The following is a 21,824-nucleotide window of genomic DNA, read 5'->3' as shown; positions in this document are numbered from 1 at the left end:
TGTATTCAAATTTTAATTTCCGGGTCGCGAAAAGCATCTTTTTCATGTCCGGGTCATGTTCATTCGGACCGGCCTTTCAGATGGTCGCACGGTAACAAGTTGGAGACACGACTTTGAAACTTATCGCGCTTGCGGCTGCGGCTGCGCTTTCCCTCACAACATATGCCACACAGGCTCAGGCGGCGACGCTGTCGGGCATCTTTGAAGTGCAGGTTGTCAACTTCAACGCTGGTGGTTCCGGCAAAGGCGCCCGCGCCAACCGCGAAAACTTTGACGCGCGTTTCGCAGCGGCAAACGACACGCATAAAGACACGTTTGTGTATAACGGCGCGCTCGACTTCTTCGTTGACAACTTCCCACGAGATCTTGATCTGGAGACAATCTCCGACTTTCTCGGCTCGCTGAGCTCCGGCACGGTCAGCGGCCTGGACGCAGGCGTTGCCGGTCTGCGCCTGAGCAACCCAAAGTTCCAGACCACCACGCTGTTTTCCTTCACCGAAGTCTACGCCAACGCCTTTGACACCTCGGTGACCCATGACGACGGCTTCACCATCTATGACGACGGTGAAGAGCTGATTGGCTTTGCGAACCCAACAGGTGTGCGCACAACGCCAAAGACCGGCACCATCAACTTCACCGGTGGCGAGTTCAACCTGATCTACGCTGCGGCAAACGGGAACCCCTCCAAGCTCTTCGTCGAGGGTGACGGGGTGCCAGCGGTGCCACTGCCTGCCTCCGCGCTCCTGCTGATGGGTGCGATGGGTGGCTTCGGTGTCGCCGCACGGCGCAAGGCCCGCAAGGCGGCCTGAACGCGCCTGCCTACTGCATGATTTGAAAAACGCGCTCCTCGTCGGGCGCGTTTTTTGTTGGAGGAGGCAAGTTCTCCGCTCAGGTCGTCACCTCCGCGTGATGTGGCTGTCACAGACCTTGCTACCGGCGGTTCCGCGCCCCACTCTGACAGTCGAAGGAGCGCCGCAATGCCCACAGAACGTATTACATTTTCCGGACATGATGGGTCGCAGCTTGCCGCCCGATTGGATCTGCCGGAGGGCCCACATCTGGCCACGGCGATTTTTGCGCATTGCTTCACCTGCGGCAAAGATATTCCTGCGGCCCGCCGTATTGCAGCGCGCCTGTCGGCCATCGGGATCGCCGTCTTACGGTTTGATTTCACCGGCTTGGGGCATTCGGGGGGCGAGTTTTCAAACACCTCCTTCACCTCCAATGTCGACGATCTGATCGCGGCCAACGCATACCTGGAAAGCCGCGCGATGACGCCCTCGCTGATCATCGGGCATTCACTGGGGGGGGCGGCGGTGCTCAAGGCGGCTGCGGCCTTGGATAACATCAAGGCTGTCGCGACACTTGGCGCGCCCTTCGACCCGGAACATGTGACCCACAACTTCGCCGATGCGCTGCCGGAGATTATTTCCAATGGCGTCGCAGAGGTGTCGCTGGGTGGGCGCCCCTTCCGTATTGGCAAGGGCTTTATCGAAGATGTTGCCAAGGGGCAGCTCACGCCATCAATCGGCTCGCTCAATGCCGCGCTGCTGGTCCTGCATGCGCCCCGCGACGAAATCGTATCCATTGATAACGCGAGCCAGATCTTCCTGGCCGCCAAACACCCCAAGAGCTTTGTCACTCTGGATAGCGCTGACCATCTGATCACCCGCGCCGAGGATGCGGAATATGCCGCCGATGTGATTGCCACCTGGGCGCGACGCTATATCGCCCTGGCCCCACCTGCCCCGCCGCCCGGTGCGCCGGAGGGGGTCCTGCGGGTCTCAGAGGCGGATAAAAACGGCTATCTGACCGATATCACCTCCTCCGACGGGCATCACCTGCTGGCAGATGAACCGCTGGCCTATGGCGGCACCAACAAGGGCCTCAGCCCCTATGGTTTTCTCTCCGCCGGGCTGGGCGCCTGTACCTCGATGACCATCCGCATGTATGCGCGACGCAAGGGCTGGCCACTGGATCATGTCTCGGTCGATGTGAACCACAACAAGGTCCACGCGCAGGATGCGGAAACCGCAGTGGGCGAAAAGATTGACACCTGGCGGCGGCGCATATCGCTCGCCGGCAAGCTCAGTCAGGAACAACGCGCCAGGCTGCTGGAAATTGCCGACAAATGCCCGGTGCACCGTACGCTGGAGCGCAGCTCTACCGTCATCACCGAACTGGCGGAGTAACGGGCTCACGCCGCAACAGACGCATTCAAACAGAATGAGGCGCAGCTTTTGGCTGCGCCTCTCCTTTTACCTGACCTGCGCTCAGATCAGCTGCGGGCGTCACCCACCAGTTTCCAGACCAGCGGCAGCAGTACGGCGGCCAGCGCCAGTTTCAGCGCATCCCCCAGCAGGAAGGGCGTGAGGCCCCAGGCCAGAATAGGTTTGTCCCAGCCATAAAGCTGACCCAGCCACAGCAGACCCGGCACATAAAGCAGCACGTTCCCGATCAGCATTGCCAGCGCCATCCAGACCATGGACCGGTCCCAGCCGCGCTGCGCCAGCGCGCCCAGCACCACCGTCGCGATCACATATCCGACGAGATACCCGCCGGTGCCGCCCATCATGTATTCAATGCCATTCAGATCCGCGGTCGAGCTTTGAAAGATGTCAAATCCCAGCGCCCCGATGATCATATAGCCCAGAATGGTCGCGAGACCGAGCCGCGCGCCATAGGCTGCACCGATCGTCAGCACCGCAAAGGTCCCCATGTTCATCAGAACCGGCGAGCCCGGCACCGGCACTTTGATATTCGCGGCCACGGCCAGCAGGGTGATGCCCAAAACAACCAGAACGGCCTGTTTGATGCGCCGCGCGGTGCCGGTTGTGGGCCCGAAGGTCTCTGCCAGAACGGAATGAGAGGCGGACAGTTGCATGGATTTATGTCTCCTGTTGAGAAATCTTGCCCCCTGAATGCCGCAGCCGCAGCATCAGCGCAAGACCTCTTGCGCTAACGGCGGCTGTATTGGCTGCGCAGGGTGTAGGATTTCTGCGGTCCGGTCACCCGCCACACGGCGGTGAAGGCAGGCCAGTGGGTGAAATCATAGGTCACCTTGTAGGTATCCGGATCACACCAATGCTCCGCCGCACCACCGCGCTCTGGCACCCGGTGGAAAAACCGCCCGTCCTCGAAATAGACATCCAGGTCAGGCCCCCACTGATACCGCCGTTCCGCCTGCATCACGACGCCCTGCGCCATGTGTAGCTTGCCCGTTTCCGTGTAACGCAGGCCCTGACCATCAGGCACCCAGACGGCCTGGCCTTCAAAATGCGCTCGGGTCCCATCCGCATGAGCAATCTGCCGGGTCAGGTCCCAAGTGTCTTCGAAATCCGCCAGGACACGGGCGCGCACCTCAGTCGGCATAGACCGCATCGGTGATGTCATCACCCTGCCCGATGAAACGCAGCCGGTCACCCGACCGCGCCATGCCATAGCAGGCCCAGAGGTCCGAGGGCGGCCATTGGCTGCAATACTGCTCGCCTTCCACCCGCCAATACCCCCAGCTGTCAGCCCCTGCGTTATAGAGTGTCCGGCCTGACGCGCGAAAATCCTGCCAGGCGTTGGCATACTGCAACTTGCGGTCTGTAAGCGCCGCACGGATCTCCTCCCCGCTCATCGGCACCCAATCCTCTGCCGCGGCCCAGACCGGGCAAAACACCAATGCGGTCGCCATCAATACTCTCATTTCACCGGCTCCTGCCTTGTGGCCCCTGCCCCCGCAGTTTAAGAGCGCGGCATGCCCAAGACAAACGCGAAAAAGGTGCGCTGATGATCCCCCGCTACTCCCGTCCCGACATGGTTGCCATCTGGTCCCCCGCCACGAAATTCCGCATCTGGTACGAGATCGAGGCTCATGCTTGTGACGCCATGGCCGATCTGGGGGTGATCCCGCGTGAAAATGCCGAGGCCGTCTGGAAGGCCAAGGATGTGGAATTCGACGTCGCCCGCATTGACGAAATCGAGGCCGTGACCAAACATGACGTCATCGCCTTTCTCACCCATCTGGCGGAACATGTGGGCAGTGACGAGGCGCGCTTTGTGCATCAGGGCATGACTTCCTCGGATGTGCTCGACACCTGTTTCAACGTGCAGCTGGTGCGCGCCTCCGACATCCTGATCGCCGATATGAAAGCCCTCCTGGCCGCCCTGAAACGCCGCGCGCTGGAGCATAAGGACACGGTGCGCATCGGGCGCAGCCACGGCATTCACGCCGAACCCACCACCATGGGCCTGACCTTTGCGCGCTTTTACGCGGAGATGGACCGCAACCTGAACCGTCTGGAAAAAGCGCGTTACGAGATTGCGACGGGGGCCATTTCCGGTGCGGTCGGCACTTTCGCCAACATCGATCCGGCGGTCGAGGAGCACGTCTGCGCCAAGCTGGGACTGGAACCCGAACCGATCAGCACGCAAGTGATCCCGCGTGATCGCCACGCGGCCTTCTTCGCAGCACTCGGCGTGGTTGGCAGTTCCATCGAAAACATCGCCACCGAAATCCGCCACATGCAGCGCACTGAAGTGCTGGAGGCCGAAGAGTTCTTCTCCGCCGGGCAGAAAGGCTCCTCCGCGATGCCGCACAAGCGCAACCCGGTGCTGACCGAAAACCTCACCGGTCTTGCGCGGCTGGTGCGCATGGCCGTCGTCCCCGCCATGGAAAACGTTGCACTTTGGCACGAGCGGGACATCTCGCACAGCTCGGTGGAGCGTAACATCGGCCCGGATACCACGATCACGCTGGATTTCGCGCTGGCACGCCTGACCTCCGTGGTCGACAAGCTGGTGATCTACCCCGACAATATGCTCGCCAATATGAACAAGTTCCGCGGGCTTGTGATGAGCCAGCGGGTGCTTCTGGCGCTGACCCAGGCCGGTGTCAGCCGCGAAGACGCCTATAAGCTGGTGCAACGCAACGCGATGAAGGTCTGGGAGGACGGCAAGGATTTCAAAACCGAACTTCTGGGGGATCAGGATGTGCTGGCCGCCCTCAGCGCCGAGGAGATCGAAGAGAAATTCGACATCGGCTATCATACCAAACATGTCGATACGATCTTCAAACGGGTGTTCAAGGACTAGGCGACACAGGCATCGGACACGGCGCATTATGTCATTTTTGTTGACCGGAGGCTGCGCGCTGCTACCTTGAAGGCATCAACCAAGGAGACCCGCAATGACGATCAAGACTTTGGCCGCCGCGGTGGCCCTCACAATTCTCCCCGCTGTGAGCTTTGCTGCCGGGTGTAGTTATGACAAGCAAGCAACGATGTCCTGTGCGCCGGGCACCGCATATGACGCCCAGACCGGCACTTGTGTCACCAGCGTAAACAGCTGAGCCTGATCGAGTTTTATTCAATCACGCGCCTGTGATTGAATAAAACCGCGGGCTGAACCGTTACCCCCATACAATGTGTATTTGATTGAGGAGTTTCGCAATGATGCGGATTTTACTGGGGGCAGCCCTGCTTTTTCCAACCACAGTGCTGGCCGCAGGCGGCAATGACGCGCCGCCCAGCAAACCTGCCGTGTCCTGCAAAGGGGCGCAGGTCTATGACAAGAAGACCAAGACATGTGTCAATCCGCAGGAAAGCAGCCTGGAACGCGAGCAGCTTTATCAGACCGTGCGCCACATGGCCTATGCCGGGCGCTATCACGATGCGCAGACTGTCTTGGACGCAATGGACAAGAATGATCCGGGCCGCCTGACCTACATGGGGTTCACCCACCGGAAACTGGGCAATATCGAACTTGGCAACATGTTTTACGAACAGGCCATCGCGCAGGACCCCGGGAACATTCTTGCACGCTCCTACATGGGTCAGGGGCTGGTCGAGGCTGGCGATACAGCCGGGGCCTTGGTGCAGTTGCGCGCCATTCAAGAACATGGCGGTGCCGGTTCTTGGTCCGAGGCGTCGCTGCGCAAAGCCATCGAGACGGGCACAACTTACAGCTACTGATTTCAGCCAATGTTTACCTTTATCTGCCAAGGATAGGAGCAACTTCTACCAAGGCGGATAAAGATGACAGATATGGTTCCAATGGCGCCGTTCCCGGCCCTGCCGGGCGCGGGAGGAAGTACCCCTGCAACCCTCACCCGTCGCGCAAAAGCGGCGATTGTTGTGCGGCTTTTGTTGAATGAAGGGGCTGACATTCCTTTGGAAGACCTGCCGGAAGACCTGCAGGCACAGCTGACCAAGCAAATGGGTTCCATGCGTCTGGTGGATCGGAACACGCTTTCCAGCGTCGTTTCCGAATTCGCCGATGAGCTGGACAGCATCGGCCTGTCCTTTCCCGGTGGCATCGCCGGCGCACTTGATTCGCTGGATGGCCGGATCTCCAAACAAACCGCTGCAAGGCTGCGCAAGGAGGCTGGCGTGCGCCAATATGGTGACCCCTGGGCGCGCCTGAAGGACATGGGTGTCGAAAAGCTGCTGCCCATTCTGGAGAATGAAAGCATCGAGGTGGCCGCGGTTCTACTATCGAAAATTGACGTTGCGCGCGCCGCGGAGCTCTTGGGGAAACTGCCAGGCCCACAGGCGCGGCGCATCACCTATGCCGTTTCACAAACCAGCGCGGTCACGCCGGATGCGGTTGATCGCATCGGTCTGTCCCTCGCAGCGCAGCTGGATGCGGAGCCACTGCAGGCTTTCGACGACGGCCCTGTCGAACGTGTCGGCGCTATTCTGAACTCGACAACCTCTATCACCCGCGACGACGTGCTCGAAGGTCTGGATGAAACGGATGCGGGCTTTGCCGATCTTGTGCGCAAGGCGATCTTCACCTTCGCCAATATCCCAAAACGGATCGCGCCCCGCGATATTCCACGTGTCGTGCGCGAACTGGAACAGGAAGTGCTGTTGATTGCATTGGCGGGCGCCGAGGCTGCAGGCGTGAAACCTTCGGCGGATTTCATTCTGGAAAACATGTCAGGCCGTATGGCCGATCAGCTCCGCGAAGAAGTCGAAGAACTGGAGAAAGTGAAACCCGCAGAGGTCGAGGAGGCCATGTCCACGATCATCACCACGATCCGCGAGATGGAAGCCTCAGGCGATCTGCTGTTGGTGGTCGATGACAATGATGACGATTGATCGGGCCGCGTAAGCTCATACCCTTGGCGGACCGCTTGCCCCGCGCGACAATAATAATGCGTGTGCAGGAGACGGATGACCCGACCAGGACCCGAGTGTGACGCCCAAAGGTCGGATCACTTCAGCTGGGCGGCGGCCAGAATAGGGCCCATCTGCTCTGCCTGGATCAGGACAACAATCGGATCCTTCCCGGGCGCCATGGCCGACATCGACAGCGGCGCGCGGCCATCCCATTCCGCCAGCACTTTCCAGTCCTGCGTCACATTGGCGTAGGAAATTGTCCGCCCGGCATTCTCGCCCCGTGTGATCCGCGCTTCACGGTTTGGTTTATACCGCAGCAATTGCACAAGCATTGGTCCCGTCGCGCGCCGCAGCGTTTCCGCCTTGATCTGAACCTCGTCGCCGCTGCGCTCCAAGGAGACTTTCACGGTCGCGGGATATTCCTTGTGCACGGCGATGGCCTTGGAGATTTCCATGGGCTTCGCGCCAACGATATCCGTCAGCCCGTTCACGATCATCTCAGGCGTATAGATCGACCGGCGCCCCGCTTTGGTTGCATAGGCCCGTTGGCGATCCGCATTTCTGGGGTCCGCAAATTCGTCTTTCCAGCCGATGTAATCCCAATAGTCCACATGCAGCGCCAGCGCGATCACATCGTCCCGGTCGGCAAGCGCATGCAGCAACTCATCCGCGGGCGGGCACGAAGAACACCCCTGCGAGGTGAACAATTCCACCACGACGGGCGAGTTTTGCGCAAAAACCGGAGTTGCCATCAACCAGAGCGCGGCAAAGAGATGCGACAGTCGTTTCATGTGATTCCTCATCTGGCCACCTGAGCCGTTCGAGCACATTAGAATCTCCGACCTGTAATGACCAATCAAGGTTTCTTGAGAGATAGAGAGCGCATTTGACGAAAAAACGGTACACAATGGTATACATTTCTGTGAATCAGCGCCGAATTGAGTTGATCTGCCCCGCTCCTTAGGGCATTCAACGGCCAATCCATAAAGATGATCCAGCTCAAGCCAGAGGAACCCTCTTATGCCCATTACCGTTGGTCACGACACCTCCAAGACCCGCAAAACCCTGAGCGTTGGCGCCCAAAGCGTCGATTATTATTCCATCCCCGCAGCGACCGCCGCAGGCCTGGGCGACTTCGCCAAATTGCCTGCTGCGTTGAAAGTGGTTTTGGAAAACATGCTTCGGTTCGAGGACGGCAAGACGGTCACGACCGACGACATCAAGGCCTTTGCGGAATGGGCCAGCAAGGGCGGCAAGAACCCCCGCGAGATTGCCTACCGCCCTGCCCGTGTTCTGCTGCAGGACTTCACCGGCGTCCCGGCGGTCGTTGATCTGGCGGCGATGCGCGATGCGATCATCAGCCTTGGCGGTGACGCGGAAAAGATCAACCCGCTGAACCCGGTGGATCTGGTCATCGACCACTCGGTGATGATCGACGAATTCGGCAACCCGCGCGCGTTTCAGATGAACGTGGACCGCGAATATGAGCGCAACATGGAGCGCTATACCTTCCTCAAATGGGGTCAGAAGGCGTTCAACAATTTCCGCGTTGTTCCCCCTGGCACCGGGATCTGCCACCAGGTGAACCTGGAATACCTCGCGCAGACCGTCTGGACCGACACCGATCAGAACGGCGCCGAGGTTGCCTATCCCGATACGCTTGTCGGTACCGACAGTCACACCACCATGGTCAATGGCGCCGCCGTTCTGGGCTGGGGTGTTGGCGGGATCGAGGCGGAAGCCGCGATGCTCGGACAGCCGATCTCCATGCTGATCCCGGAAGTCATCGGTTTTGAGCTGACCGGCTCGATGATGGAGGGCACCACCGGCACCGACCTGGTGCTGAAAGTGGTCGAGATGCTGCGCGCCAAGGGTGTTGTCGGTAAATTCGTGGAGTTCTACGGCGAAGGGCTCGACCGGCTGCCGCTGGCGGATCGGGCCACCATCGGCAACATGGCCCCGGAATACGGTGCCACATGCGGCTTCTTCCCCATCGACAATGAAACCCTGCGCTACCTGCGCACCACCGGCCGGGATGAGGACCGCATCGCGCTGGTCGAAGCCTACGCCAAGGAGAACGGGTTCTGGCGCGGTGATGATTATGCACCGATCTATACCGACACGCTGCACCTCGACATGGGCACGATTGTCCCGGCGATCTCCGGCCCGAAACGCCCGCAGGACTATGTGGCGCTGGATCAGGGTCAAACCGCCTTCCGTCGCGAGATGGAAGAAACCTTCAAGCGCCCGATGGGCAAAGAGGTTGCCGTCGAGGGTGAAGACTACACGATGGAAAGCGGCAAGGTCGTGATCGCCTCGATCACCTCCTGCACCAATACCTCGAACCCCTACGTGATGATCGGCGCGGGCCTCGTGGCGCGCAAAGCGCGGGCGTTGGGGCTGAACCGCAAGCCCTGGGTCAAGACCTCGCTGGCGCCAGGGTCTCAGGTGGTGTCCGCCTATCTGGAGGCCGCGGGCTTGCAGGAGGACCTCGACAGCATCGGGTTCAACCTCGTGGGCTACGGCTGCACCACCTGCATCGGCAACTCCGGCCCGATCCAGAAAGAGCTGTCGGACGCCATCGCCGAGGGTGATCTGGTGGCCACATCCGTCCTGTCGGGCAACCGGAACTTCGAAGGCCGGATCAGCCCGGACGTGCGTGCCAACTACCTGGCCTCCCCACCGCTGGTGGTCGCCTATGCGCTGGCGGGCACGCTCGACATCAACCTTGCCGAGGATGCCATTGGCACCGACAAGGACGGCAATGACGTGTTCCTGAAAGACATCTGGCCCACCAGCCAGGAAGTGGCCGAACTGGTCGAACAGACCGTCACCCGCGAAGCCTTCCAGACCAAATATGCCGACGTCTTCAAAGGTGACGACAAATGGCAGGGCGTCAGCACCACCGACAGCAAGGTCTATGACTGGCCGGTGTCATCGACCTATGTGCAGAACCCGCCCTATTTCCAGGGCATGGGCAAGGAGCCCGGCACAATCAGCAACATCGAGAACGCCTCGGTGCTTGCGATCCTCGGCGATATGATCACGACCGATCACATCTCCCCCGCCGGCTCCTTCAAGGACACGACCCCTGCTGGCCAGTACCTGATTGAACGTCAGGTGCCTCAGCGCGAGTTCAACTCCTACGGCTCCCGGCGTGGCAACCACGAGGTGATGATGCGCGGCACCTTCGCCAACATCCGCATCAAGAACGAGATGCTGGAAGGCGTTGAGGGTGGCTACACCAAGGGTCCTGATGGCAATCAAACCTCGATCTACGATGCGGCGATGGCCTATCAGGAGGCGGGCAACCCGCTGGTCATCTTTGGTGGTGAACAATACGGTGCCGGATCCTCCCGCGACTGGGCGGCAAAGGGCACGGCGTTGCTGGGCGTCAAGGCCGTAGTTGCAGAGAGCTTTGAGCGCATTCACCGCTCCAACCTCGTAGGCATGGGTGTGATCCCCTTCGAGTTCACCGGCGGCGACACCCGCAAATCGCTGGGTCTGACGGGCGAAGAAACCGTGTCCATCTCCGGTCTCGACACGATCCAACCGTTGCAAGAAGTGCCCTGCACCATCACCATGGGCGACGGCAGCGTGAAAGAAATCACGCTGAAATGCCGGATCGATACCGCGATCGAGATCGAATACATCGAACACGGCGGCGTCCTGCACTACGTGTTGCGCAACCTCGCGCAGGCAGCGTAACACAGATGCGCGTGGCACTGATCACCGGTGCCGCGCGGGGTCTTGGACGCGCGATGGCCCATGATCTGGCGGCGGATCACCACGTCGCGATCACGTATAACACCACCGAACCCGGGCCGCTTCTGATGGAGCGACCCGACATCTTTGCGATCGAGGCGGACCTGTCCGATTCACAGAATGCGAAAGATGTGATTGACCAGACGGTGGCGCAGTTTGGACGGTTGGACGTGCTGGTGAATAATGCCGGAGTGGTTGTGTCTAACGCCTACGATGCCGAAGCATTTGACGATGTAAAACTGATTTTCGACGTGAATGTGGTGGCACCCATGGCCCTGCTGTCAGCAGCCTTGCCGCATTTGCAGCCCGGTGCGTCGGTAATCAATATCTCCTCGACCAACGCGGTTTTGCCCGCCAAAGGCGCCTCCGCCTATTCCGCCAGCAAGGCGGCGCTGAATACCTGGACCCGCGCGATGGCCAAGGAACTGGGTCCGCGGGGCATCCGCGTTAATGCCGTTGCGCCGGGGGCGACCGAGCGCCCGGAAAGCCCACGACCGGACGATCTGATCAAAGTGTTTGTCGACATGACCGCGCTTGGACGGGTGGGCACGCCTGAGGACATCGCCGCCGCCGTTCGGTTTCTGGCCTCAGACGCGGCGGGGTTCATCACGGGTGAGATTCTCAACGTGAACGGCGGCTACAGGCTGTGAGGGTCTGCAGGATTTTATGCCTGCGGCGCGGATATTTTCAGCCAGAAGAAATCAGGACCCTTCACCCATCGCCTTTTCCAGCGCGGGCACGAACCGTTGCTCGTAGTCGCTGCCGATCAGGGGGCCGGCGAAGCGGAAAAGCACCACGCCTTCCGCATCCAGAATGAAGGTTTCCGGCGGGGCGGTTACACCCCAGTCGATGGCCGTACGCCCCTGCGGGTCATAGGCCACGGCGGCAAAGGGGTTGCCGTCGTCATGCAGATATGAGGTCGCGGGGCCTTCGGTGTCCTTGAAATTGACCCCGATGATGGGCATGCCCGCCGCCGCCATTTCCAGCAGGTTGGGGTGCTCCGCGCGACAAGGCGGGCACCAGCTGGCCCAGAAATTCACCAGGGTCACTTCACCTGTCGCCAGGGCTTCGGCAGTGACGGGTGGATAATCGCCGAGGGCCAGCGGGGTGATGGCCGGTGCGCTTTGCCCGATCATGGTGGAAGGCAATCGGCTGGGATCATCGCGGAACATGCCGATGCCCGCGAGTGCCACGAACCCGGCGAAGATCAGCGGCGGTGCGATCATCAGCGGGGAGACTTTAGCCATTTTTCTTGCTCCTTGTCTCAATGGCCTCAAGGGCTGCCCGGGCTGCGCGGCCTCTGCGCAGGGTGATGATCACCAGCAGCATAATCAACAGGATCGATACCCCATAGGCCGACAGGACGGCGTCGGCGTATTTTCCCAGATCAGGCATCATGTGCGGGCCTCCCGCGCTTGCAGCGCACGTGCACGGCGCAGGCGGATTTCAGTGCCCGTACGGTAGAGCACAAGGGCGAGAAAGAGAAAGACGAAGCCCGCGATGCAGACCAGCAACGGGATGTAGAAAACATCTGCGACGTTTTCTTCCTTGTCGAGGCTCAGGGACGCGCCCTGATGCAGCCCCTGGTTCCAGAAGTTCACCGCGTAGCGCGACAGCACCGCGAAGACGGAGCCGACAAGGCAGAGCACAGAGGTAAGATCCGCAGCCGTATCCGGGTCTTCAATGGCCTCCCAAAGCGCGATGTAGCCGAGATAAAAGAGAAACAGGATCAGAAAGGAGGTCAGGCGCGGATCCCAGGCCCACCAGGTACCCCACATCGGTTGCCCCCAGACGGCGCCGGTGAAAAGCGCAATCAGCGTCATCACCACCCCCACGGGGGCGGCGGCCTTGGCCGCAAGGGCGGAGACGTGATGGCGCCGAACGATCCAGATCAGCGAGGCCACCAGCATCATGAACCACGCATTGATCGCCATCAGGGCGGAGGGTACGTGCAGGTAGATGATTTTGACGGTGGAGCCCTGGCGGAAGTCATCCGGCGTGAAGAAGAAGCCCCAGATCAGCCCGACAATGAGCGAGACCGCGGCCAGTCCCCAAAACGCCGGCAGAACGCGCTCGCTGAGCCCGAGAAATTTCACCGGGTTCGCGTAGCTCCAGAACCCGGACGGGCGTTTCGGCGTGGGCGTGTCTTCGGTCAATGACATGGCAATGATCTAAGCCTTCCTGCGCTTTGGCTCAATGGGCAAATGGTCCTCTTCACCGCAAGTTCACCCGCAAGGCCGCGGCAGAGGCAAAGGGCATGATGGCGATGACCCCGGCGGTGATGCCCGCGAGCATCAGGAGCGGGGTTGTGGTGTCCATGCCGGTGGCCCCCCGGCGCGCGGCCTCTGCGCCGAAAATCAACGTTGGCACATAGAGCGGCAGGACCAGCAGCGACATCAGCAGACCCCCGCGTTTGACGCCGACCGTGAGCGCCGCGCCAAAGGTGCCGATGACCGAAAGTGCGGGCGTGCCCAGCAGCAGCGAAAGCACCAGCCATGTGTATCCGGGCGTGGGCAGGTTGAGCAGGATGCCCAGCACCGGAGCGGCCAAAACCAGCGGCAGACCTGTGGTGATCCAATGGGCCAGCGCCTTGATGCTGAGTGCCGCTTCGAGCGGCAACGGCGAGGTGGCGAGCAGATCGAGCGTGCCGTCTTCCCAATCCAGCGCCAGCAGCCTGTCCAGCGACAGCAGGCACGCCAGCAAGGCGCCCAGCCAGAGGATGCCTGGGGCGATGCGCGACAAAAGCTCGGAATTCGGGCCGACGCCGAAAGGTACCAGCACCGTGACGATCAGGAAAAATGCGAGCCCCAGCCCAAAGCCGCCCCCCGCCCGGAAGGCCAGCATCAGATCGCGGGTGAGTAGCGCCCTCACAGGAAAGCCTCGTCGCTGGCCCCTGCCCTGAGATCCAGCGCTGCACGGTGGGGGGTGACGTCCAACACGTCGGCCTCCAGATGCAGGTCGATATGTGTGGCGATCAGGGCCGCGCCGCCCGCGTGAAGATGTCCCTGCACCGCCTTCGCAAACTGCGCGACCGCATCGACATCGAGCGAGACGGTTGGCTCATCCATCACCCAGATCGGCCGCCCCGTCACCAACATCCGCGCCAGTCCCAGGCGGCGTTTTTGCCCAGCCGAAAGCGTTCCGGCGAGGCGATCCTTGAGACCTTCCAGCGAAAAGGCGGCGATTGCCGGGCCGATGTCCCGCTGCCCAAAAACATCCGCCCAGAACGTCAGGTTTTCGGTGACGCTGAGCATGGATTTCAGCCCGTCGGAGTGACCGGAATAGGCGATTTGGTCCTCCGCCCCGTCGATCTGACCTGACAGTGGTGGCTGCAGACCCGCCAAGGTCCGCAACAGGGTTGTCTTGCCTGCCCCATTAGGCCCGCGCAGGATCAGCGCCTGACCGGGCGCGAGGGAAAAGGACAGCCCTTCAAGGACCGGCACACCGCCACGGGCCACGCAAAGATCACGGATCGTCAAAGTCATGGGCCCAGCGTTAACCGATTGAGGCGGCGTGCAAAAGCCCGATCAGACCGGGATCAGCGCCAGAGCAATGCGACGCCCTTCGCTCAGCAACACATTGTAGGTGCGACAGGCGGCGGGCGAAGCCATGACCTCCACCCCCACGCCCGCGTCTTCCAGGGCCTCGCGCAGGTCATCCGGCAGATGCGCGATCTCGGCACCAGTGCCGACAAAGAGTACATCAATCTGGTCTTTCAGAACCAGCAGCGCATCGCGGTCTTCGTAGCCTTTCCAGGCGGTGGTCCCTTGCGGCCCCGCGATGACAGGGCCGTGAAATACCTCGCCGCCAATGCGAAAGAACCCGGTCCCGTAGCCTTCAACAGGTTTGGCATCGGTAAAAGAGATTTCATTCAGGCGCATGGTCCCTCCTAATTCCAGATTGGCAGACCCAGAATAGCCGAAGCCGCGATGACGAGGTAGGCCACGCGGCGAAAAACCACCTCAGCATGCGGATTGAAGAGGCGCGCGCCTACCATATTGGCCAGAACATTGGGGAGCCCGGCCAGCAGGCCCAGCAAGGCGATTTTCCACACGAACAGGTCTAATACGAAGAAAACCGCGATCATCACCGCATCAATGGCGAGCAAATACAGCAGAAAATTGGCGCGGATCACGGCAATGGGCAAACGGCTGGACATGTAGAGCATGATCACCGGCGGCCCGGGCACCCCGGCAAAACCGCCCATGAAACCTCCCAGACCGCCTGTGGCCACCGTCAGTTTCGGCGTCAGCACCCCTTTGTAGCGCCACCCGGTCATCAACAGGATCAGCAGGATTGTGACAGAGATCGAGACCACCCAGCCAAAGAAATCGGTGTCCATGATGGACAGGCAAAGAATGCCGATGGGCACGGTCAGCGTGGCCCCCAGCATCAGGCGCCCGACATCGCGCGGGGCGCCCTCTCGCCAGGCCGCAGGCAGGTTTGGCAAAGGGCCCAGCAGTTCGGCCATCATCATGAAGGTCACCGCCGCCACCGGGGACAACACGGAGGAGGCCACGGGCATGATGATCATGCCACTGCCAAAACCGGCGAAGCCCCGCACCAGCCCGGCGGCCAGCACCCCAATTGTCAGCCAGATCAGACCACTTGTATCGACAACGCCCGTGAGCGCCTCAGGCATCTATGTTGGCGTATTGATTGCCGGAGTTTGCATCCGGTTTTGACCAATCGCGTTTGACCCCGAGATAAAGCAAGGCCGCTGAGGCGACAAAGATCGAACTATAGGTCCCCACAATCACGCCCCAGATCATCGCGAAAACAAACCCGCGGATCACATCGCCCCCGAGCACAAAGAGCGCAATCAGCGCCAGAAGCGTGGTCACGGATGTCATGAAGGTTCGGCTCAGCGTCTCGTTGATCGAGATATTCAGCACCTCGTTCAGCGGGCGTTTCTTGTATTTGCGAAGGTTTTCCCGCACCCGGTCAAACACCACCACGGTGTCGTTGAGCGAGTAGCCCACGATGGTCAGCAAGGCCGCGATGATCGCCAGATCGAAGCGGATCTGCAGTTCCGAAAACACCCCGATGGTCAGGATCACGTCATGCACCAAGGCCAAAACGGCCCCCAGCGCAAACTGCCATTCGAACCGCAGCCAGATGTAGATCAGCACGGCCCCGATGGCGAGGATCACCGCGATGGCCGCGGTCTGGATCAACTCGCCCGATACTTTGGGGCCAACGGATTCGACGGAAACGAACTTGATGTCCGGTCGCACAGTTTTGAGCGCCTGCTCCACCGCCGAGATCACCTCGGTGGTCACCGCCTCCTGCCCGTCCTGTGCCTGAATGCGGATCATAGCGACATTCTGATCCGCCTCGAAGGTCGGATCGAACACCTCGGTGATCGACACATCACCCAGCTCCAGCACCGCGATGGCATCGCGATAAACGCCGATTTCAACCGGCAGCGGGCTTTCGGTGCGGATCGTGGTGCCGCCCCGGAAATCAATGCCAAAATTCAACCCTTGGATCATGAAGGAGGCAAAAGCCACCACCATCATCAGGGCGGAAATGCCCAGCCACATCTTCCAGCGTTTGAAGAAATCGAAGTTCGTGTTCTGTTTGACCAGTCGCAGACGCATGTCAGACCTCGATTGTTTTGGGGCGGCGGCGCTCGAACCACATCACGATGATGAGGCGCGTCACGAAGATTGCGGTGAAGACCGATGTCAGGATGCCCAACCCCAGCGTGATCGCAAAGCCGCGCACCGGGCCGGAGCCCATGGCAAAGAGGATCACGGCGGTGATGAAGGTGGTGATATTGGCGTCCAGAATGGCGCTGAGCGCTTTTTCATAGCCCAATTCGATGGCGCGCGCAGGGCCTTTGGAGGTTTTCAGCTCCTCGCGGATACGCTCGAAGATCAGCACATTGGCGTCCACCGCCATACCCACGGTCAGCACGATCCCGGCAATGCCCGGCAAGGTGAGCGTCGCGCCCACAAGGCTGAGCAGACCGAAGATCAGGCCGATGTTGATGATCAAGGCGATGTTGGCAAAAAGCCCAAAGAGGCCGTAACTCAGCCCCATGAATACCAGCACGGCGACAAAGGCGACGATGGTTGCAACCTTGCCTGCATCGATGCTGTCCTGACCCAATTCCGGGCCGATGGTGCGCTCTTCAAGGAAATCAAGGCCCGCGGGCAACGCCCCTGCCCGCAGCAAAACCGCGAGATTGGTAGATTCCTCTACGGAAAACCGCCCGGTGATGATGCCGGATCCGCCGGGAATATGGCTTTGGATCGTGGGCGCGCTGACCACTTCGTCATCCAAGACGATGGCAAAGGGCGAGCCGATGTTTTCTGCGGTATAGTCGCCAAATTTCCGCGCGCCCGCCGTGTTGAAGCGGAAATTCACCGCGGGGCGACCGTTCTGGTCGAAGGCGGGCTGCGCATCCACCAGTTCCTCGCCGGTGACCACAGGGGCGGCCTCAATGGTGTAAAAGACGCCGGGTTCGTCCAGCGAGGGTACGATCTTGTTGCCGATCCCCGCCGCCGCGCTGGCATCCGTGCCGCGCGTGACAACCGGGTTGAACGTCAACTGCGCCGTCGTGCCGATGATTTCCTTCAACTCGCCCGCCGAGCCGATGCCCGGCACCTGGATCAGGATGCGGTCAGCGCCCTGCCGTTGGATTGTCGGTTCGCGGGTGCCGACCTCGTCAATCCGCCGGCGAATGATCTCCAGGCTTTGCTGCACGGTACGTTCGTCCGTGGCGAGTTTTTCAGCCTCGGACAGCGTGACAATGATCAAATCATCCGCAGCGCGCACTTCGATGTCATTGGCGCCGACCCCGGTGAGGGTCTGCACTGGGCGGGCCAAGCCGCGCACAATTTCAAGCGCACGTGGCATGCCCTCGGGCTGACTGATGCGCACCCGCACCTCATCCTCGGCGGAGGGTTGCAGGCGAATGGTGCCCACGGTCGCGCGCTCCGGGCGCAGCGCATCGCGGATTTCAGGCCATGCTGCCTGCATCCGCGCGGCATAAACGTCCTCGACGCGCACTTCGGCCAGCAGATGCGCACCGCCGCGCAGGTCAAGGCCGAGGTTGACCAGACCCGAAGGCATCCATTCCGGCCAGAGACCAAGATCGGCTTCGACCTCTGCCGTGCCGCCGCTCAACTCAATGGCGGCCAGGGCGTCGTTGTGCTTTTCAACATTGGTGTAAAAGGCGTTCGGAAGGGCCAGCCAGAGGCCAACCGCGCAGGTCAGCCAAATCGCGATCCGTTTCCAAAGATCAATCTGCAGCATAAAAACGCCTTTTCAACGCGTTAAAGGGCGCTTTTATTTCGCCGGTTCGGTCTTGGAAATCACCGTCGCGATGGTGGATTGAATGACGCGGACTTTGACGCCGTCCGCGATTTCCAGCTCCAGCTCACCATCGTCTTTGACCTTCGCCACCTTGCCGACGATACCGCCCTGCGTGACCACCTGATCGCCGCGGCGCAAAGCGGAAACCATCGCCTGGTGCTCTTTCACCTTCTTTTGCTGTGGGCGGATCAGCAAAAAATACATGATCGCAAAGATCAGAATGAGGGGCACAAATTGCGCAAACGCTTCCATGAAATGGTCCTTCCGGGTAGGCCGCGCCGGGTTAGGTTGTTTGGCGCGAATTTTGGCGGAACCTATGGTCTGAGGGGCCGCTTTGCAAGGGACGCCGTGCACGAAATCCATTTGGCCACGCTCGTGCTATGCGGTCCTGCGGGCGGCCTCTTGGCGCGCGTTGCGATTCAGTGCATCCTTACCGGCATCAGCTTGTTTTGGAGGGCGCATGCAGCGACTAGCGGCGATCATTCTGGCGATGCTCTTGGGCATCTCACCAGCCGTTTTCGCCCCAATGCAGGGCCGTGCGGATCCCATGCCCGCCCTCGGCCCCGAAGACCGCAACGCCTGGATGACCGTGGGGTTGGTGAATGCCGCCGGCTATCGTGGCAAGGCCTCCTGCACCGGGACCCTGATCGCGCCCGATCTGGTGCTGACCGCGGCGCATTGCGCCAGCACGATCGCCGGGACCGGAAAAAAACGGCATTTCGTGGCCGGGTGGGACCGTGGCAGCTTCGTTGCGCATCGCCTGTCGTCTGAAATCCATGTGCACCCCGGATATATCAGCACAACGGGCAATGAACGGTTCAAATACGACATTGCGGTCTTGCAGCTGGAAACCCCCATTGATGCAGCCAAGGTGCCCCCCCTGCCGCTCAGCGATGCGGCCCCCTTGCGCCTCGGTGAACTGGCCGTTCTGGGCTATCACCGAAAACGTCCGAATGTGATCAACGGGCGCTTTGACTGCGTGACACAACCGCAGTCCTCCCCCGTCATGGTGCTGCTCGATTGCGAGGTGATCTCGGGCAATTCCGGTGGCCCCGTGCTGGCGCAAACCGGCGATGACTGGACCGTGGTTGCGGTGGTCGCGGGCCGCACCGGTGGGAACACGCCACAAGCATTGGCGGTGCCGGTGGGCGATTGGGTCATGTCCCACTGGCGCGATGCGATGAGCAGGGCCGAGGCGCGACGTTCCGAAGGCTAAACAGCGCCTGCAAATCTCAAGGTTACGTGTCGCGAAAAGATCGGTCATAAGCTTCCCTCAAGACGACTCAGATCCAAGGACAGGTGCCATGCATGATATTCGTGCCATTCGTGAAAACCCGCAGGCTTTTGATGCCGCCGTGGCGCGGCGTGGGGATGCGCCGGTGTCATCAGAGATCCTGGCGCTGGATGAAGCCCGGCGCGCCAAGATCAATGCCGCCGAAACCGCGCAGGCGGAGCAGAACAAGGCATCCAAAGCGGTCGGCGCGGCGAAGGCATCCGGTGATGAGGCCGAGTTTGAGCGGCTGCGCGCGCTTGTGGGCGAAAAGAAGGCCGAAGTTGCCGCGATGCAGGCCGAAGCAAAGGAGCTGGACACGCAACTGACCGACAAGCTGGCTTGGATCGCCAACCTGCCTGCAGATGACGTGCCCGAGGGCGCGGATGAGAACGATAACGTCGAGGTGAACCGCTGGGGGAATGTACCCAACTTCGATTTTACGCCCAAGGAGCACTACGAGATTGGTGGCGTTGCGGCGTCGATGGATTTCGAGACGGCGGCAAAAACATCCGGTGCACGGTTTGTCATGCTTGAAGGGGCGGTCGCGCGCATCCATCGAGCGCTGGCGCAGTTCATGGTCGATACGCATGTGGATGAGAACGGACTGACGGAAGTGAATTGCCCGGTGCTGGTGCGGGATGAAGCGATGTACGGAACCGACAAGCTGCCGAAATTCGCCGAAGACAGCTATAAAACCACCGACGGGGCCTGGCTGATCTCCACTTCTGAAATCACCCTGACCTATTCGGTGGCAGGGGATGTGCTGGAGGCATCGGACCTGCCGCGCCGGATGACGGCCCATACCTTATGTTTCCGCTCTGAGGCCGGCAGCGCGGGCCGCGACACTGCCGGTATGCTGCGACAGCATCAATTTGAGAAGGTGGAGATGGTCTCGGTCACCCTGCCCGATCAGTCGGATGCAGAGCAGAAACGCATGCTGCGTTGCGCCGAGGATATTCTGGAACGGCTGGGCATTCCCTATCGCACGGTCATTCTATGCACCGGTGATATGGGCTTTGGCGCGCGGCGCACCTTTGACATCGAGGCCTGGTTGCCCGGTCAGAATGCCTATCGCGAGATTTCATCGGTCTCAACCACGGGTGATTTTCAGGCCCGCCGGATGAACGCGCGGTTCAAGCCAGAGGGAGGCGGCAAACCGCTGTTTGTGCATACGCTGAACGGCTCCGGCCTCGCCGTTGGGCGCTGCCTGATCGCGGTGCTGGAGAACGGTCAACAGGCGGATGGCGCGGTGAGGCTGCCGGGAGTTCTGGGTCCCTATCTTGGCGGGAAAATCACGCTCACTGCCGATGGCACGCTGGTCTGAGGGATCGCACCGGGGCGCTGCCCCGGACCCCGGGATATTTTTTGCCAGAAGAAGGGCTGATGCCCGTTACCGGTTTGGGGTGACTTCGTATCCGGGCGCTTCGGGTTCGGCATCGATCAATTCCTGCGGAAAGCCGGGGGCGCGGATGCTGAGCCCGGTGGCCTCTTCCAATCGCTCGATCATCCGGTCGGACTGCGCCCGATCGCCGTAGCGGTTTTGCCCGTCCGTCATCATCTCGATCACCAGCGGCGAGATTTCGAGCGGTACCTTGTGTTGATCGGCGATCTTCTGAAAGAGGCCAATGTCTTTTTGCACAAGATCCATCGTGAAGTTCACATCCCGCGATCCCGACAGGATCAGCTGGCTCTCGGTTTCATGCACAAACGACGTGCCCGAGGACATGGCGATGGCCTCATAGGTCATGCCAAGATCCATGCCGGCCGCCTTCATCACGGTGAGCGCCTCGCAGAGCGTCAACAGGTTTGCCGTCGCCAGATAATTCGTCATCACCTTGAGCAGGCTGGCATTTCCAATCTCACCCACATGCAGAATGCGGCGGCCCATTGAGGTCAAGATCGGCAGCACTCGGTCGAAGGTGTCGCGGTCACACCCCGCATAGATCGAAATATTGCCGGTACCGGCCCGGTGACAGCCGCCGGACACCGGGCAATCCACTGCTGCTCCGCCCCTCTCTGCGACCAGGGCGCCAAGGCGCTTGACCTCTGCGGCGTCGGTTGTCGACATCTCCATCCAGACCTTGCCCGGACCGACGTGCGGCAGCATGTCGTCCAGCACCGCAGCCGAGGCCGCCGGGGACGGCAAGCAGGTGATCACCACATCGCAGGCTTGCATCATCTGCGCCGGGCTCTGACCATTCCGTGCACCTTGTGCAACCTTCTCAGCCACAAATTCCGCATTGAGATCATGCACCTCGACGTCAATCTTATTCCGGATCAACGCGCCGGACAGCTTACCGCCGACATTGCCCAAACCGATAAACCCAACCTTCATAGCTGCCTCCGCT

At 60.8% G+C, this 21,824-nt stretch carries 25 protein-coding genes; 10 read left to right on the top strand and 15 right to left on the bottom strand.

Going from position 1 to position 21,824, the window contains the following annotated elements; translation table 11 throughout:
- Positions 1-113: 113 nt before the first annotated feature.
- On the top strand, positions 114-809 hold the full coding sequence (locus Q1A20_RS19570; protein WP_299408898.1) for a VPLPA-CTERM sorting domain-containing protein: 696 nt from the start codon (positions 114-116) through the stop codon (positions 807-809).
- 168 nt (positions 810-977) lie between these two features.
- Positions 978-2,192 (top strand): bifunctional alpha/beta hydrolase/OsmC family protein, encoded by a 1,215-nt coding sequence (locus Q1A20_RS19565; protein WP_299408895.1) that lies wholly within the window; start codon positions 978-980, stop codon positions 2,190-2,192.
- Between the two features lie 86 nt (positions 2,193-2,278).
- On the opposite strand, the gene Q1A20_RS19560 is transcribed toward Q1A20_RS19565, so the two are convergent.
- The 3 genes from Q1A20_RS19560 to Q1A20_RS19550 form a co-directional block, all read right to left on the bottom strand.
- Positions 2,279-2,884: a biotin transporter BioY gene (locus tag Q1A20_RS19560; protein ID WP_298971381.1), complete on the bottom strand. Its 606-nt coding sequence runs from the start codon at positions 2,882-2,884 to the stop codon at positions 2,279-2,281.
- Between the two features lie 74 nt (positions 2,885-2,958).
- Positions 2,959-3,381 (bottom strand): DUF6314 family protein, encoded by a 423-nt coding sequence (locus Q1A20_RS19555; protein WP_299408893.1) that lies wholly within the window; start codon positions 3,379-3,381, stop codon positions 2,959-2,961.
- Entirely contained in the window at positions 3,362-3,694 is a 333-nt protein-coding gene (locus Q1A20_RS19550; RefSeq protein ID WP_299408891.1) for a hypothetical protein, read from the bottom strand. The genes Q1A20_RS19555 and Q1A20_RS19550 overlap by 20 nt, the downstream gene beginning before the upstream one ends.
- Before the next feature lie 83 nt (positions 3,695-3,777).
- Between Q1A20_RS19550 and purB the strand changes: the two genes are divergently transcribed.
- The 4 genes from purB to Q1A20_RS19530 all read left to right on the top strand — a co-directional run bounded on the left by purB (position 3,778) and on the right by Q1A20_RS19530 (position 7,091).
- Positions 3,778-5,082, top strand: coding sequence for an adenylosuccinate lyase (gene purB / locus Q1A20_RS19545; RefSeq protein WP_299408888.1), 1,305 nt, complete (start codon positions 3,778-3,780; stop codon positions 5,080-5,082).
- Positions 5,083-5,176: 94 nt separating this feature from the next.
- Positions 5,177-5,338 carry a carbohydrate-binding module family 14 protein gene (locus tag Q1A20_RS19540; protein ID WP_299408885.1) on the top strand — a complete coding sequence of 54 codons (162 nt, stop codon included), beginning with the start codon at positions 5,177-5,179 and terminating at the stop codon, positions 5,336-5,338.
- Between the two features lie 100 nt (positions 5,339-5,438).
- Positions 5,439-5,960, top strand: a complete 522-nt coding sequence (locus Q1A20_RS19535; protein ID WP_367180940.1) for a tetratricopeptide repeat protein — start codon at positions 5,439-5,441, stop codon at positions 5,958-5,960.
- A gap of 72 nt (positions 5,961-6,032) precedes the next feature.
- Entirely contained in the window at positions 6,033-7,091 is a 1,059-nt protein-coding gene (locus Q1A20_RS19530; RefSeq protein WP_298971620.1) for a FliG C-terminal domain-containing protein, read from the top strand.
- 116 nt (positions 7,092-7,207) lie between these two features.
- Here Q1A20_RS19530 and Q1A20_RS19525 read toward each other — a convergent pair whose 3' ends face one another.
- Positions 7,208-7,903, bottom strand: a complete 696-nt coding sequence (locus Q1A20_RS19525) for a thioredoxin family protein (protein WP_299918255.1) — start codon at positions 7,901-7,903, stop codon at positions 7,208-7,210.
- A gap of 229 nt (positions 7,904-8,132) precedes the next feature.
- On the opposite strand from Q1A20_RS19525, the gene acnA reads away from it, so the two are divergent.
- Together acnA and Q1A20_RS19515 are read left to right on the top strand one after the other, a co-directional pair.
- Positions 8,133-10,820 carry an aconitate hydratase AcnA gene (gene acnA, locus Q1A20_RS19520; protein WP_299918252.1) on the top strand — a complete coding sequence of 896 codons (2,688 nt, stop codon included), beginning with the start codon at positions 8,133-8,135 and terminating at the stop codon, positions 10,818-10,820.
- A 5-nt stretch (positions 10,821-10,825) separates the two neighbouring features.
- Positions 10,826-11,527 carry an SDR family NAD(P)-dependent oxidoreductase gene (locus tag Q1A20_RS19515; protein ID WP_299918250.1) on the top strand — a complete coding sequence of 234 codons (702 nt, stop codon included), beginning with the start codon at positions 10,826-10,828 and terminating at the stop codon, positions 11,525-11,527.
- A 51-nt stretch (positions 11,528-11,578) separates the two neighbouring features.
- Here Q1A20_RS19515 and Q1A20_RS19510 read toward each other — a convergent pair whose 3' ends face one another.
- Genes Q1A20_RS19510 through yajC form a run of 10 tightly spaced genes read right to left on the bottom strand, consistent with a single transcriptional unit; the run spans position 11,579 to position 18,455 of the window.
- Positions 11,579-12,124, bottom strand: coding sequence for a DsbE family thiol:disulfide interchange protein (locus tag Q1A20_RS19510; protein WP_299918248.1), 546 nt, complete (start codon positions 12,122-12,124; stop codon positions 11,579-11,581).
- Positions 12,117-12,275, bottom strand: a complete 159-nt coding sequence (gene ccmD / locus Q1A20_RS19505) for a heme exporter protein CcmD (protein WP_299408872.1) — start codon at positions 12,273-12,275, stop codon at positions 12,117-12,119. Before ccmD ends, Q1A20_RS19510 begins: the two co-directional genes overlap by 8 nt.
- A complete protein-coding gene (locus Q1A20_RS19500) occupies positions 12,272-13,039 on the bottom strand; it encodes a heme ABC transporter permease (protein WP_299408871.1) in 768 nt (255 codons plus the stop codon). The genes ccmD and Q1A20_RS19500 overlap by 4 nt, the downstream gene beginning before the upstream one ends.
- A 52-nt stretch (positions 13,040-13,091) precedes the next feature.
- The gene (gene ccmB / locus Q1A20_RS19495) at positions 13,092-13,748 is read right to left on the bottom strand and encodes a heme exporter protein CcmB (RefSeq protein ID WP_299408868.1); all 657 of its coding nucleotides are present in this window, start codon (positions 13,746-13,748) and stop codon (positions 13,092-13,094) included.
- Positions 13,745-14,362 (bottom strand): heme ABC exporter ATP-binding protein CcmA, encoded by a 618-nt coding sequence (gene ccmA / locus Q1A20_RS19490; RefSeq protein ID WP_299408866.1) that lies wholly within the window; start codon positions 14,360-14,362, stop codon positions 13,745-13,747. The genes ccmB and ccmA overlap by 4 nt, the downstream gene beginning before the upstream one ends.
- Before the next feature lie 42 nt (positions 14,363-14,404).
- A complete protein-coding gene (locus tag Q1A20_RS19485) occupies positions 14,405-14,758 on the bottom strand; it encodes an Mth938-like domain-containing protein (protein WP_298971340.1) in 354 nt (117 codons plus the stop codon).
- An 8-nt stretch (positions 14,759-14,766) separates the two neighbouring features.
- Positions 14,767-15,519, bottom strand: a complete 753-nt coding sequence (locus Q1A20_RS19480; RefSeq protein WP_299408863.1) for a sulfite exporter TauE/SafE family protein — start codon at positions 15,517-15,519, stop codon at positions 14,767-14,769.
- The gene (gene secF, locus Q1A20_RS19475) at positions 15,512-16,480 is read right to left on the bottom strand and encodes a protein translocase subunit SecF (RefSeq protein ID WP_299408861.1); all 969 of its coding nucleotides are present in this window, start codon (positions 16,478-16,480) and stop codon (positions 15,512-15,514) included. The genes Q1A20_RS19480 and secF overlap by 8 nt, the downstream gene beginning before the upstream one ends.
- Position 16,481: 1 nt before the next feature.
- Positions 16,482-18,143 (bottom strand): protein translocase subunit SecD, encoded by a 1,662-nt coding sequence (gene secD, locus Q1A20_RS19470; protein ID WP_299408858.1) that lies wholly within the window; start codon positions 18,141-18,143, stop codon positions 16,482-16,484.
- Positions 18,144-18,176: 33 nt separating this feature from the next.
- Positions 18,177-18,455, bottom strand: coding sequence for a preprotein translocase subunit YajC (yajC, locus tag Q1A20_RS19465; protein ID WP_298971333.1), 279 nt, complete (start codon positions 18,453-18,455; stop codon positions 18,177-18,179).
- 208 nt (positions 18,456-18,663) lie between these two features.
- On the opposite strand from yajC, the gene Q1A20_RS19460 reads away from it, so the two are divergent.
- Together Q1A20_RS19460 and serS are read left to right on the top strand one after the other, a co-directional pair.
- Positions 18,664-19,419, top strand: a complete 756-nt coding sequence (locus Q1A20_RS19460) for a trypsin-like peptidase domain-containing protein (protein ID WP_299408855.1) — start codon at positions 18,664-18,666, stop codon at positions 19,417-19,419.
- Between the two features lie 88 nt (positions 19,420-19,507).
- Positions 19,508-20,800: a serine--tRNA ligase gene (serS, locus tag Q1A20_RS19455; protein WP_299408851.1), complete on the top strand. Its 1,293-nt coding sequence runs from the start codon at positions 19,508-19,510 to the stop codon at positions 20,798-20,800.
- A gap of 66 nt (positions 20,801-20,866) precedes the next feature.
- Here the strand turns inward: serS and Q1A20_RS19450 are convergent, their stop codons facing one another.
- The gene (locus Q1A20_RS19450; protein ID WP_299408849.1) at positions 20,867-21,811 is read right to left on the bottom strand and encodes an NAD(P)-dependent oxidoreductase; all 945 of its coding nucleotides are present in this window, start codon (positions 21,809-21,811) and stop codon (positions 20,867-20,869) included.
- Positions 21,812-21,824 lie beyond the last annotated feature (13 nt).

The organism is uncultured Roseobacter sp. (assembly GCF_947501835.1).
Lineage (GTDB): Bacteria > Pseudomonadota > Alphaproteobacteria > Rhodobacterales > Rhodobacteraceae > Roseobacter.
Note: the sequence above shows the minus strand (reverse complement) of the source record. Positions and strands in the feature narration are given on the sequence as shown.

What these genes read in the sequence shown, in the direction of transcription:
- Q1A20_RS19565 (WP_299408895.1), top strand. Translation starts at nt 978, where the DNA reads ATGCCCACAGAACGTATTACATTTTCCGGACATGATGGGTCGCAGCTT.
- Q1A20_RS19560 (WP_298971381.1), bottom strand. Translation starts at nt 2,884, where the DNA reads ATGCAACTGTCCGCCTCTCATTCCGTTCTGGCAGAGACCTTCGGGCCC.
- Q1A20_RS19555 (WP_299408893.1), bottom strand. Translation starts at nt 3,381, where the DNA reads ATGCGGTCTATGCCGACTGAGGTGCGCGCCCGTGTCCTGGCGGATTTC.
- Q1A20_RS19550 (WP_299408891.1), bottom strand. Translation starts at nt 3,694, where the DNA reads ATGAGAGTATTGATGGCGACCGCATTGGTGTTTTGCCCGGTCTGGGCC.
- purB (WP_299408888.1), top strand. Translation starts at nt 3,778, where the DNA reads ATGATCCCCCGCTACTCCCGTCCCGACATGGTTGCCATCTGGTCCCCC.
- Q1A20_RS19540 (WP_299408885.1), top strand. Translation starts at nt 5,177, where the DNA reads ATGACGATCAAGACTTTGGCCGCCGCGGTGGCCCTCACAATTCTCCCC.
- Q1A20_RS19535 (WP_367180940.1), top strand. Translation starts at nt 5,439, where the DNA reads ATGATGCGGATTTTACTGGGGGCAGCCCTGCTTTTTCCAACCACAGTG.
- Q1A20_RS19530 (WP_298971620.1), top strand. Translation starts at nt 6,033, where the DNA reads ATGGTTCCAATGGCGCCGTTCCCGGCCCTGCCGGGCGCGGGAGGAAGT.
- Q1A20_RS19525 (WP_299918255.1), bottom strand. Translation starts at nt 7,903, where the DNA reads ATGAAACGACTGTCGCATCTCTTTGCCGCGCTCTGGTTGATGGCAACT.
- acnA (WP_299918252.1), top strand. Translation starts at nt 8,133, where the DNA reads ATGCCCATTACCGTTGGTCACGACACCTCCAAGACCCGCAAAACCCTG.
- Q1A20_RS19515 (WP_299918250.1), top strand. Translation starts at nt 10,826, where the DNA reads ATGCGCGTGGCACTGATCACCGGTGCCGCGCGGGGTCTTGGACGCGCG.
- Q1A20_RS19510 (WP_299918248.1), bottom strand. Translation starts at nt 12,124, where the DNA reads ATGGCTAAAGTCTCCCCGCTGATGATCGCACCGCCGCTGATCTTCGCC.
- ccmD (WP_299408872.1), bottom strand. Translation starts at nt 12,275, where the DNA reads ATGATGCCTGATCTGGGAAAATACGCCGACGCCGTCCTGTCGGCCTAT.
- Q1A20_RS19500 (WP_299408871.1), bottom strand. Translation starts at nt 13,039, where the DNA reads ATGTCATTGACCGAAGACACGCCCACGCCGAAACGCCCGTCCGGGTTC.
- ccmA (WP_299408866.1), bottom strand. Translation starts at nt 14,362, where the DNA reads ATGACTTTGACGATCCGTGATCTTTGCGTGGCCCGTGGCGGTGTGCCG.
- Q1A20_RS19485 (WP_298971340.1), bottom strand. Translation starts at nt 14,758, where the DNA reads ATGCGCCTGAATGAAATCTCTTTTACCGATGCCAAACCTGTTGAAGGC.
- Q1A20_RS19480 (WP_299408863.1), bottom strand. Translation starts at nt 15,519, where the DNA reads ATGCCTGAGGCGCTCACGGGCGTTGTCGATACAAGTGGTCTGATCTGG.
- secF (WP_299408861.1), bottom strand. Translation starts at nt 16,480, where the DNA reads ATGCGTCTGCGACTGGTCAAACAGAACACGAACTTCGATTTCTTCAAA.
- secD (WP_299408858.1), bottom strand. Translation starts at nt 18,143, where the DNA reads ATGCTGCAGATTGATCTTTGGAAACGGATCGCGATTTGGCTGACCTGC.
- yajC (WP_298971333.1), bottom strand. Translation starts at nt 18,455, where the DNA reads ATGGAAGCGTTTGCGCAATTTGTGCCCCTCATTCTGATCTTTGCGATC.
- Q1A20_RS19460 (WP_299408855.1), top strand. Translation starts at nt 18,664, where the DNA reads ATGCAGCGACTAGCGGCGATCATTCTGGCGATGCTCTTGGGCATCTCA.
- serS (WP_299408851.1), top strand. Translation starts at nt 19,508, where the DNA reads ATGCATGATATTCGTGCCATTCGTGAAAACCCGCAGGCTTTTGATGCC.
- Q1A20_RS19450 (WP_299408849.1), bottom strand. Translation starts at nt 21,811, where the DNA reads ATGAAGGTTGGGTTTATCGGTTTGGGCAATGTCGGCGGTAAGCTGTCC.